Origin of the sequence: Butyricicoccus sp. OF10-2, from assembly GCF_003481925.1 — a bacterium.
GTDB lineage: Bacteria > Bacillota > Clostridia > Oscillospirales > Butyricicoccaceae > Agathobaculum > Agathobaculum butyriciproducens.
The window spans coordinates 1-11404 of record NZ_QUMC01000050.1; the positions used below are offsets into that span (position 1 = coordinate 1).

Genomic DNA, 11404 nt, shown 5'->3' on the forward strand with positions numbered 1-11404 from the left:
CTGTCGAAAAACTAACGTTTTCCGAGCAGCCTCTCGATCGAAACCACGCTTTCGATCGAATTCCGAAGAAAAAACGCGCCTTGCAGGCACATTTTTTCTTCCCTTGTATAAATTCCGAGATACATGCTCTCGGAATTTATGAATTTGCTCCGCAAATTCTATTTTATTCGTGCTGCCGCACGAAGCATAAGAGTCGAAATGCTGCTTTTTTGACAGACTGAGAGGACTGCGTTTGCAGTCCTCTTTGCTTTACTCTGCGCTCGAAAGCATGAGCTTGATTCGATTTTCCTGGTTAATTTTCGACGCGCCCGGGTCGTAATCCACCGCGACGATATTCGCCTGCGGGTACACCTCGCGGATCTTTCGTATCATGCCCTTGCCTGCGATGTGGTTCGGCAGGCAGCCGAACGGCTGGGTGCAGACGATGTTGGTCACGCCTTCGCTGATCAGCTCGACCATTTCGGCGGGGAGCAGCCAGCCTTCGCCCATCTTGACACCCTGACCGATAATGGCGTGCGACTTTTTGCGTACCTCGTCAAACGGCATCGGCGGACGGAAATGACCGTCCTTTTTCATCATTTTGATGATATCGGCCTGCTTGCCGAGCACAAACTGGTACACCATCTTGTAGACGGCGGCGGTTTTGCCGTTGCGGCCGTACAGCTCGTGGTCGATGACCGAGTTGTAGATGCAGTACAGGCAGAAGTCCATCAGACCGGGCAGCACCGGCTCGCAGCCTTCGCTGAGCAGGAATTCTTCCAGACGGTTGTTGCCGAGCGGCGAGAACTTGACGTAGATCTCACCGACAATGCCGACCAGCTTTTTCTTCTGCGTTTTATCCAGCTTCAGCTTGCCGAATACGGTCAGCACGAACTGGAACAGGTGCTTTACCTCGCCGTAGCGCACCATGCGCTCGCCGGTGAAGCGTTTGATGACCGCGTCCATGCAGATGTCAATCGCCTTGTCAGTCGAGCCGGGCACGATCTCGTACGGACGGCATTGGTTGGCGACCATCATAATCAGATCACCGATCAAAAGTGCATACGCCACCTGCACGAGCATGGTCTTGGTCAGCTTGAAGCCGGGGTTGCTCTCCAGACCGGAAAAGTTCAGCGAAATGACCGGAATAAAGCCGTAGCCGTTCTTTTCCAGCGCCTTGCGGAGCAGGTGGATATAGTTGGACGCACGGCAGCCGCCGCCGGTCTGCGGCAGGATGAGTGCGATCTTGTGAATGTCGTACCTGCCGGATTCGATCGCGTCCATCAGCTGACCGATGACCAGCAGGGCGGGGTAGCAGGTGTCGTTGTGGACGTTGCGCAGACCCTGCTCCGCGATGTTCGGACCCTCGGTGTGCAGCAGCTCCATGTCGTAGCCGTAGTTTTTCATCAGGCGGCAGATGAGTCCAAGCTGCACGGGCAGCATGTTCGGCACCAGAATCTTATAGGTTTTTCGCATTTCCTCCGTGAACTGCGGGTAGGAATATGCGGGCGTTGCCTCAGGCGTTTTGCTGTTCTGCAAGCTTGCGTCCCTCCTCTACGGCGGCCAGCATGCTGCGGATACGGATTTTCGCCGCACCGAGGTTGCTGATCTCGTCGATTTTCAGCTGTGTGTAAATTTTGCCGCCGTTTTCGCAGATGGCGCGCATCTCATCGGTCGTGATGGCGTCAATGCCGCAGCCGAAGGATACCAGCTGGATGAGCTGGGCGTTCTCCTTCTGGGTGACGTACTTCGCCGCGCCGTACATGCGCGAGTGGTACGTCCACTGGTTGAGCACATGCACCTCGGGTGCATCGGTCAGCTGCCAGACCGCATCCTCGGACACGATGACGAGCCCGAACGACGCGATCAGCTGGTCGATGCCGTGGTTGATCTCCGGGTCAACGTGGTACGGACGGCCTGCAATAACGGCAACGTCAAGGTCGTGCTCGTCCGCATAGCGGATGGCGCGCTGACCCTCGATGCGAACGTCGATGTAGTATTCGTCCTGCGCCATGTATGCGTCCTCGACAGCGGCGATGACCTGCTTTTTCTTGATCTGCGGGTACTTGCCGCAGAAATACTTAACGGCGTGCTTCGTGAAGTGCTTTTTGTCCGCGAGTTCAAAGTACGGCATCATAAAGTCGAAGTCCGCGAGTGCGGAGACGTTCGCCTTCAAAAGCTCCGGATAGTAGGCAACGACCGGACAGTTATAGTGGTTGGTCGCGCGTTCCTCATCGAGGTTGTAGGTCATGCACGGATAGAAGATCGCGTCCACGCCCTTTTCAAGCAGGTTCTCGATGTGGCCGTGCATCAGCTTTGCCGGATAGCAAACCGTATCGGATGGGATGGAATGCTGTCCCTGCATGTACATATCGCGGGTGGAAACGTCGCTGAGGACGGTCTCGAAGCCGAGTTTACGCAGGAATGCCGTCCAGAACGGCAGCAGCTCGAAGTTGTTGAGACCAAACGGCAGACCGATTTTTGCAATCGGGTTTGCAATGCCGGACGGCTTGCCGTAGCTTTTCAGCTTTTCCAGCTTCCATTTATAAAGGTTGGGCAGGTCGGCCTTTTTCGTGCCGCCGAGCGGACGCTCGCAGCGGTTGCCCGAAATGAAGCGGCGGCCGCCGCCGAAGTCGTTAATCGTCAGATTGCAGTGGTTCTCGCACAGACCGCAGCGCGTGGAGCGCACATTGTGCTCGAAGCCTGCGAGGATATCCGTGCCGATGAGCGTGGTGGTGTCCCTGCGGTTGTCCTTGGCGTGCAGTGCTGCACCGTATGCGCCCATCAGGCCGGAGATTGCCGGACGGGTCACGTCGCGGCCGATCTCCTGCTCGAACGAGCGCAGGATGGCGTCATTGAGGAACGTGCCGCCCTGTACAACGATGTGCTGACCGAGGTCGTCCGGCGAGTGGGCGCGGATAACCTTGTACAGCGCGTTCTTGACAACGGATACTGACAGACCGGCGGAGATCGCATCAATGCCCGCGCCGTCCTTCTGCGCCTGCTTGACCGAGGAGTTCATGAACACCGTGCAGCGCGAACCGAGGTCGATGGGGTGCTTGGCGAACAGACCCAGCTTGCAGAATTCCTCGATGGAGTAGCCCATCGAGCGGGCGAACGTCTCGATGAACGAGCCGCAGCCGGACGAGCACGCCTCGTTGAGCGAAATATTGTCGATGCACTTGTTGCGGATTTTGAAGCACTTGATGTCCTGACCGCCGATGTCGATGATGAAATCAACATCCGGGCAGAAATGGCGCGCCGCGCGGAAGTGCGCGACCGTCTCGACCAGACCGAAATCCACGCCGAAGGCATTCTGGATGAGCGCTTCGCCGTAGCCGGTGACCGCCGAGGACACGATATGTACGCGGTCGCCGCACAGCTCGTACAGGCGGGTGAGCTGCTCGCGGATAACGTCCGCCGGATTGCCCTTGTTGGACTGGTAGTGGTGGAACAAAATCTGGTCGTCCGCACCGATGAGCACCAGTTTGGTGGTGGTGGAGCCGCAGTCGATGCCGAGATATGCGTCGCCCTCGTACATGGTGACGTTCTGCGTCATAACATCGTGCATGGCGTGACGGTTCTTGAATTCCTCGTACTGCTGCTCATCCTCGAACAGCGGCGGCAGGTAGTTGGCAACGACCGGAGCGTCTGCCGCCTTTTCGAGCGCCGCGAGCAGCGAATCGACCGTGTAGGTCTTCTGCGTGCCGCCTGCGTACTCCGCTGCGCCCGCCGCGATGGCATACGGCGCGAGAGCCGGGAAGTGCGCGTGCGCGTCGTCCAGCTTCAGCGTCTCCTGAAAGCGCTTCTGCAGCCCCTTGAAGAAGAACAGCGGGCCGCCGAGGAACAGCACATCGCCCTTGACCTCGCGGCCCTGCGCCAGACCGGCAATGGTCTGGTTGACGACCGCCTGAAAGATGGACGCGGCAACGTCCTCCTTGCGCGCGCCCTCGTTGAGCAGCGGCTGAATATCCGACTTGGCGAATACGCCGCAGCGGGACGCGATGGTGTAGATGCGCTCCGCGCCCTGTGCGAGTTCATCGAGCTCGGACGGCGTAACGTCCAGCAGGACCGCCATCTGGTCGATGAACGCGCCGGTGCCGCCCGCGCAGGAGCCGTTCATGCGCTCCTCCAGCTGACCGGTGAGGAATACGATCTTCGCGTCCTCGCCGCCCAGTTCGATAACAACATCGGCCTGCGGAACGTGCACGCCTACCGCCTTGCGGGTGGCGAACACCTCCTGTACAAAATCAATATCTGCGGCTTTCGCTACGCCTAAACCGGCCGAGCCGGTGATCGAACAGCGGAGGGGCGTGTCCGTGCCGATGAGCTCGCGCGCCGCGCGCACCAGTTCGACCGCCTTTTCACGCACCTTGGAAAAATGCCGTTCGTAGTGCTTGTGGATAATCTCTCCATCGCGGACAACGACGATCTTGACGGTCGTTGAGCCGATGTCGATTCCAACATTTACATTCATAATACCCTTGATCTCTCCCATAACAAAACAGAGCGCCGTTCAGGCAATAATAAGGTATCGCCCTGGCGCAAAGTGAATGCGGGTAAGTGCTGCCGTGCGTCAGCCTGAGAGGGCCGTATGATGTGATAAATATGCAGGGCAAATTCTTACCTCTATTACTATAACGGTGCAAGCGGAAAATGTCAATGCGGCGATTTTCTCCTTGGATGCCGAAAATACCCCTTGACAAAGCCGGAATTTTTATATAAAATATACGGCGTAAGTGAATACATGTCCTTATCGAGAGCGGTGGAGGGAACGGCCCTGTGAAACCCGGCAACCTGCGTTGTTTTGCAACGTAAGGTGCCAAATCCGGCGTAAGAATACGAAAGATGAGGGAGCAAAACGAACTTTTCGCTCCCGCTGAGGAGCGTTTTTTAATGCTCTGAAAATGAACTGGAGAAAGGAACTGATACTTAATGGCACATCATTTTTTCACCTCGGAATCGGTTACGGAAGGCCATCCCGATAAAATCTGCGACCAGATCTCGGACGCGATCCTTAACGAGATTTTAACGCAGGATCCGTATGCCCGCGTAGCCTGTGAGACCACCTGCACCACCGGTATGGTTCAGGTAATGGGCGAGATTTCCACTTCCTGCTATGTGGATATCCCGAAGGTTGTCCGCGACACGGTTCGTGAGATCGGCTACGACCGCGCGAAGTACGGCTTTGACTGCGACACCTGCGCTGTCCTGACTGCGATCGACGAGCAGTCCGCCGACATTGCACTCGGCGTTGACAACTCCCTCGAGCGCAAGGAGGGCGCCGCTGAGGCCGACCTCGCCATCGGCGCAGGCGATCAGGGCATGATGTTCGGCTATGCGTGCGATGAGACCAAGGAGCTTATGCCGATGCCGATCTCTCTGGCGCACAAGCTGGCAAAGCGTCTGACCGAGGTACGCAAGAACGGTATGTTCGACTACCTCCGTCCGGACGGCAAGAGCCAGGTTACCGTGGAGTATGACGAGGACAATCAGCCTGTCCGTGTGGATACGGTTGTTATTTCCACCCAGCACAGCCCGGAGGTGTCCCTCGCGCAGATTCGCGAGGACATGATCGAGCAGGTGGTAAAGAAGGTCATTCCGTCCCATCTGCTGGATGAGAATACCAAGTATTTCATCAACCCGACCGGCCGTTTCGTCATCGGCGGCCCGCACGGCGACTCCGGTCTGACCGGCCGTAAGATCATCGTGGACACCTACGGCGGCATCGGCCGTCACGGCGGCGGCGCGTTCTCCGGCAAGGACCCGACCAAGGTGGACCGCTCGGGCGCGTATGCGGCTCGCTGGGTTGCGAAGAACATTGTTGCGGCAGGTCTGGCAAAGCGCTGCGAGATTCAGCTGGCGTATGCCATCGGCGTTGCCGAGCCGGTTTCCATCATGGTAGAGACCTTCGGCACCGGCGTTGTTGGCGACGATGTGCTTGAGAAGGCCGTAGAGAAGGTGTTCGACCTGCGTCCGGCGGCGATCATCGAGCAGCTTGACCTGCGCAAGCCGATCTACAAGCAGCTGGCAGCCTACGGCCACATGGGCCGCGAGGAGCTTGGCGTCAAGTGGGAGAATACCGATAAGGTTGAGGCGCTGAAGGCAGCGGTAAACGGTTAATTTGCGCTGAAATTGCATAGAGAAAGGCTCTGGAGCATATCCGGAGCCTTTTTTGTATCTCAAAATTTCGCGGCAGGGATTGACCGGGGCACGCGAACTGCGTAAGCGTGTTCGTCCTTTCCGGGCGGGAAGTTTTTCGCTGAGATTCAGCGGGGGATTCGCCGCCTGCGGACGGCGGGAACGTGCCGCGCCCCGCGGCGGGGATGACGCCGTACCCACGGCGGTGGGCAAAAAGGAAGGACAACCTGCGGTTTTCCTTCCTCTTTGAACTCCTACCTTTCCCTTGCTTCCTAATCTGGTGCAGACTTCCTATATGTGACCGCTTCGAAATAGGGGAACGGCAGAGGATTTTTTCTACCGTGTCTTTCGCAACCTGTTCGCAGGGTCAGATACCGTTCTGCTACACATGTGATTAAATCAACGCAGGCGCGGCATGACAGTGCCGCGCAATCCGTGAGCGCGTTGTCATAGACAGCACCTGCGAGGATAAATTGTACCAAACGCCTAATCCGCAGGTGCCGTGCGGTATAACGTGCAAAAAAAATTGGGCGGCACTGTTATGCCGCCCACTGCGCAGATGAAACCGTCTGTGTAGCAGTACGCTGTCTGTGAACTGCGAAAAGGCGGAGAAAGACATGCTGTGGTAACCCGACTGCCGTTCCCCTTATTTCGAAGCGGTCACATGTCGGCAATCTGCGCCAGACTATCCAAGGGAAAGGGGTGATTCACAAGAGGGTGGAAACCGCAGGTGTCTACCCTCTTGTGCGCCCGCGCGGCGTCAGCGCACGTTCCCGCGCTCCACAGAGCGCAACTCCCCGCTGAATCTCAGCGAAAAAGACTGCCGCCCGGATAGGGTGAACCGCGTGCGCGGTTCAAGTACCCCGCTGGGGCGGTGCTGAAAAAGGCTGCCGCCCGTCAGGGGCGAACACGCTTGCGCAGTTCGTGTACCCCGCTCAGCCGGTGCTGAAAAAGGCTGCCTCCCGGATAGGGCGTAGCGCTACGCGCCTCGTGTACCCCGCACAGCCGATGCAGGGAAATTGGCTCACATATCTCGCGTGATCTGCCGAAACCGCAGCAAAAACAGCGTTGTCGTTGTAGCCGCGGCTAATAAATCCGCGACCGGCTCCGCGAGGAACACGGCGAACAGCTTATCCGCGAAAAAGTGCGGCAGGATTAAAATAAACGGTATCAGCAGGAAAACCTTGCGCTCGAGCGCGAGAAAAAGCGAGATACGCGCCTCGCCGAGCGCCACAAACGACTGCTGGAATCCGGTCTGGAACGCATTGGTAAATCCGAGCGCAAAGTACACGCGCAGCGCCCAGACGGTGCGTTCGACCAGCTCCTCATCCGAGGTGAACAGGTGCACGACCGTGTGCGGGAACAGCTGCACAGCTGCCCAGATCGAGAACGCGAACACGAACGCCGCCGCGAGATTCAGCTGCACGACGCGCTTCATGCGGTCGGGCCGCTTCGCGCCGCAGGCGTAGCTGAGGATGGGCTGCGCACCCTGCGCCAGACCGGTCAGCGGCAGCTGCACCATCTGTGCCACCGAGGTCAGGATGGTCATTGCGCCGACCGCCGCATCGCCGCCGTACTTTTGCAGCGATACGTTGAACGCAATGGTGAGCAGGCTTTCTGTTGACTGCATGACAAACGGAGATGCACCCAGACCGACCGCGGACGCCAGAACCGGTCGGTCGATGCGGAAATACGCGCGTTTTAAGCGCAGAACCGTCTGCTTTCCGGTCAGAAACCGCAGAACCCATGCCGCAGACACCGCCTGCGAAATAATCGTCGCTACAGCCGCGCCGCGCACGCCCATTTTCAGCACGAAGATGAACAGCGGGTCAAGCGCGGTGTTGAGCACCGCGCCGATAACGACCGTTTTCATCGCCACCGAGGAACGGCCCTGCGCGGTGATGAAGCCGTTGAGACCCAATGACGTCATCACGAAAACCGTGCCGAGAACGTAGAGGTTGAGGTACTGCATCGCATACGGCAGGGTGTCGGCAGATGCACCGAACAGTTTCAGTAATGGCGCCTGAAACAGCAGGAAAAGTGCTGTCAGCACGAGTGCAAGCGCCCAGAGCGCCGCCGTACACGTTCCGAGGATGCGTTCTGCGCGGTCGTGCTCCTTTGCGCCGAGCGCGATAGACGCCCGCGGTGCGCCGCCCATGCCGATCAGCGCCGCGAATGCGGAAATGAGCGTGATGACAGGGAAGGTGACGCCCATGCCGGTCAGCGCCAGCTTGCCCTCGAGCGGGATGCGTCCGATGTAAATGCGGTCCACGATGCTGTACAGCAGGTTGACAACCTGTGCCGTGATGGTCGGCAATGCCAGCCGAAACAGCAGCGGCCCTACGGGTGCTGTGCCGAGGGCCGCTGTCTGCTGATTCTGTTGTTCACTCATGCCTTGCTGTCCTCACGGATGAGCACGCGGATGGCCTCGACCGCCGCCTTTACGCCGCGCTCGGTGGCGTCAGGCGGGATGGCGGGAGCATCATCGTTGTCCGCGTTCCACAGCACGTTGAGCACCGCGCCGCACCGCACATGGAGCACCTGCGCGACGATCATGAGCGCGGCTGTCTCCATCTCGCTGGTGAGCGCACCTGCCGCCTTCCATGCCTTCCACTTGGCGGTCAGCTCGTCCGCGATGGGCATTTGAGCGGGACGGATCTCGCCGTAAAAGCTGTCCTTGGACTGGATTACGCCCGTGTGATACGGGAAGCCGAGCGCCTGCGCCGCCTCGTGCAGCGCGGAAACAACGGAAAAATCCGCGACTGCCGGGAACTCGATGGGGAGGTACTCGCGGCTCGTGCCCTCCTGCCGGATGGCGCCGGTGGCGATAACGATATCGCCGCCCTTTACCTTGTCCACAATGCCGCCGGACGTGCCGACACGGATGAACGTGTCCGCGCCGCACTCGACCAGCTCCTCCATGGCGATGGCAGCCGACGGGCCGCCGATGCCGGTCGAGCATACCGCAACCGGAACGCCGTCCAGAGAGCCTGTCCACAGCGTGTACTCGCGGTTGTGGGCGATCTGCTTCGGGTCATCGAAATACTGCGCGATCTTCTCGCACCGCGCCGGGTCACCGGGCAGAATGACGTACCGCCCGATATCGCCCTTGGTGATTTGAATGTGCATTTGCTTGCCGTCGATCAACATACGATTTCACCCTCCCGTTCTACGGTTCTGATGTTTTTCTCCGCCTTGCTGCGCGGCAGCATGACCTCATGGCCGCAGCCGAGGCATTTCAGCTTGAAATCCATACCGATACGCAGCACCTGCCACTGCTTGCTGCCGCACGGGTGCTGTTTTTTCATGGTAAGAATGTCGTTTACCTGTATATCCATTGGAATCACTTCCTTTGTTGGGGACAATACCGCTATGCGGTGTTGCCCCTATTTATCCATAGTGTATATGTAAGACTGTTCAGATTCGCTCTAAAAGGCACACGCAGTGCGCGGCAATGCCTTGTTTGGAGCCGGTAAAGCCCAGCCCCTCCTCGGTGGTCGCCTTGACCGAAACCTGCTCGACCGCGCAGCCGATGGCGGCGGCAAGGTTCTCGCGCATCTGCAGAATGTGCGGCGCGAGCTTGGGCGCTGTGCGAGTACGGTCGCATCCAAATTGCCGAGCTGCCAGCCGCTTTCGCGCACGAGCGCGGCAACGTGACGCAGCAGCGCGATGCTGTCCGCGCCCTTGTAGCGCGGGTCGGTATCCGGAAAATGCTTGCCGATGTCACCGAGCGCGAGCGCACCGAGCAGGGAATCCATGACGGCATGCGTGAGCACATCTGCGTCCGAGTGACCGTCCAGACCAAGCTCAAACGGAATGTTCACACCGCCGATGATGCACGGTCTGCCGGAGACCAGTCTGTGTACGTCGTAACCGTGTCCGATGCGCATATTACTTGTCCTCCCTTGTGAGGAGCGCTTCTGCAACGAGAATGTCCTCCGGCGTGGTGATTTTAATGTTCTGGTAGCTGCCGTGGGTTGCCTTGACGATGGTGCCGAGCGACTCGACAGCCGCGCAGTCATCGGTGAAGCTGTAGCCGCGCTCGGCAGCCGAGGTGAGCGCACGGCGGAGCAGGTCCTTGCGGAATACCTGCGGGGTCTGCACCGCGGCAAGCGTGTCGCGGGCGACATCGGCGGCGATATTTCCATCCTTGATGCGTTTGATGCTGTCCTTGACCGGAACGACCGGCGCGGCAGCGCCGTACTCGGCGGCGGTGGTAACCGCCTCGGTGATAACGGCCTCGGAGACGAGCGGGCGGGCGCCGTCGTGTACGGCAACGAGCACGGCGTTTTCCGGTGCGGCCGTGATGCCCGCGAGAACGGATTCCGTGCGGGTCTCGCCGCCGCGCGTCACCGTGCACAGCTTGTCAATGGAGAAGCTTTCGCCAGCTCGGTGTAGGGCATGATGTCCTGCTCGCGGCAGACGAGCACGATATCGCGGATGGCGGCGCATTTCTGGAAGGCGGAAAGCGTGCGTGCGAGGACGGGTACGCCGTCAATCTCGAGCAGCAGCTTGTTTTCGCCGCCCATACGGCGGGAGGAGCCTGCCGCTACGATAACAGCGCATACGGCGGGGAGATCAGTTTTTTTTCTGCGTTTTCCCAGCATAATTATTCGGTCCTTTCTATCAAAAGGCTTTGCCGAACAGCAAAGCCTTACAGTTGGTTTGAGCAGCAACAGCACAGGCTGTTTGTATGCATCTATTTTACACGCTTTCGGCAGCTTTTACAAGAGGAACGCGGGTGGGAGAGGGTAACATTGTTGTCGGTGCAGCCGATTTTAGGTGTTGCGCGGCACTGTTATGCCGCGCCTGCGCAGACTAAACCGCCTGTGTAGCAGTCAAGTAGCCGAAATGCGGAAAGGTGTTATACCGCGCGGAAGAAAAAATCCTCTGCCGTTCTCCTTTTCCGTGCTTACGCAGTCTACCATCTGCGCCCAAGGTAGGCTTACAAGGGAAAAGGGTGTTCAAAGAGGGTAGAAACCGCAGGTGTCTACCCTTTTTGCCCCCTGCCGTGGATACGGCAATTTCGTACCGCGATTGCCGCACTGACAAACGCCATCCACCCGCCGCCGCCTGCTCTCCACAGGAGGACACCGCCCGCAAGGAGAACGAGAACGGACACGCCCGCAATCCCGTTCAGCAGGCGCGTAAACCGCCCGTCCGCGAGGTGCCGGAGCGCCATGCCGCCGTCGAGCGGGGGCACGGGCAGCAGGTTGAATAGCCCGAGCAGCGCACTCGCGCGGCAAGCCGGTACGCGCCGAGCGGGTTCGCCAGTGCGGTGAGC

General features: G+C 59.0%; 10 protein-coding genes, 1 pseudogene and 1 riboswitch. Of the genes and pseudogenes, 2 read left to right on the top strand and 9 right to left on the bottom strand.

Features of this window, described 5'->3' with window-relative positions; translation table 11 throughout:
- A partial coding sequence (locus DXB00_RS16805; protein WP_207665898.1) for a hypothetical protein occupies nt 1-221 on the top strand: 221 nt, incomplete at its 5' end.
- A 28-nt stretch (nt 222-249) separates the two neighbouring features.
- On the opposite strand, the gene DXB00_RS17850 is transcribed toward DXB00_RS16805, so the two are convergent.
- Together DXB00_RS17850 and DXB00_RS15790 are read right to left on the bottom strand one after the other, a co-directional pair.
- On the bottom strand, nt 250-1518 hold the full coding sequence (locus tag DXB00_RS17850; RefSeq protein ID WP_330427939.1) for a 2-hydroxyglutaryl-CoA dehydratase: 1269 nt from the start codon (nt 1516-1518) through the stop codon (nt 250-252).
- Complete coding sequence (locus DXB00_RS15790) at nt 1496-4477, bottom strand: acyl-CoA dehydratase activase (protein WP_305143110.1); 2982 nt, start codon at nt 4475-4477, stop codon at nt 1496-1498. Before DXB00_RS15790 ends, DXB00_RS17850 begins: the two co-directional genes overlap by 23 nt.
- Nucleotides 4478-4729: 252 nt before the next feature.
- Nucleotides 4730-4834: riboswitch (SAM riboswitch) on the top strand.
- Between the two features lie 80 nt (nt 4835-4914).
- On the opposite strand from DXB00_RS15790, the gene metK reads away from it, so the two are divergent.
- Nucleotides 4915-6102, top strand: a complete 1188-nt coding sequence (gene metK, locus DXB00_RS15795; RefSeq protein WP_119215171.1) for a methionine adenosyltransferase — start codon at nt 4915-4917, stop codon at nt 6100-6102.
- A gap of 1042 nt (nt 6103-7144) precedes the next feature.
- Here metK and DXB00_RS15800 read toward each other — a convergent pair.
- The 7 genes and pseudogenes from DXB00_RS15800 to DXB00_RS16520 form a co-directional block, all read right to left on the bottom strand.
- A complete protein-coding gene (locus tag DXB00_RS15800; RefSeq protein ID WP_119215172.1) occupies nt 7145-8512 on the bottom strand; it encodes an MATE family efflux transporter in 1368 nt (455 codons plus the stop codon).
- Nucleotides 8509-9270, bottom strand: coding sequence for a uridine phosphorylase (udp, locus tag DXB00_RS15805; RefSeq protein WP_118360807.1), 762 nt, complete (start codon nt 9268-9270; stop codon nt 8509-8511). The genes DXB00_RS15800 and udp overlap by 4 nt, the downstream gene beginning before the upstream one ends.
- A complete protein-coding gene (locus DXB00_RS15810; RefSeq protein ID WP_117488760.1) occupies nt 9264-9458 on the bottom strand; it encodes a DUF951 domain-containing protein in 195 nt (64 codons plus the stop codon). Before DXB00_RS15810 ends, udp begins: the two co-directional genes overlap by 7 nt.
- A gap of 79 nt (nt 9459-9537) precedes the next feature.
- Nucleotides 9538-10010 (bottom strand): annotated as a pseudogene (ispF, locus tag DXB00_RS15815) (2-C-methyl-D-erythritol 2,4-cyclodiphosphate synthase).
- A 1-nt stretch (nt 10011) separates the two neighbouring features.
- A complete protein-coding gene (locus tag DXB00_RS17570; protein ID WP_243107258.1) occupies nt 10012-10473 on the bottom strand; it encodes an IspD/TarI family cytidylyltransferase in 462 nt (153 codons plus the stop codon).
- Nucleotides 10470-10727 carry an NTP transferase domain-containing protein gene (locus DXB00_RS17575; RefSeq protein ID WP_242988271.1) on the bottom strand — a complete coding sequence of 86 codons (258 nt, stop codon included), beginning with the start codon at nt 10725-10727 and terminating at the stop codon, nt 10470-10472. The genes DXB00_RS17570 and DXB00_RS17575 overlap by 4 nt, the downstream gene beginning before the upstream one ends.
- A 383-nt stretch (nt 10728-11110) precedes the next feature.
- On the bottom strand, nt 11111-11404 hold a 294-nt coding region (locus tag DXB00_RS16520), incomplete at its 5' end, for a site-2 protease family protein (RefSeq protein WP_330427940.1).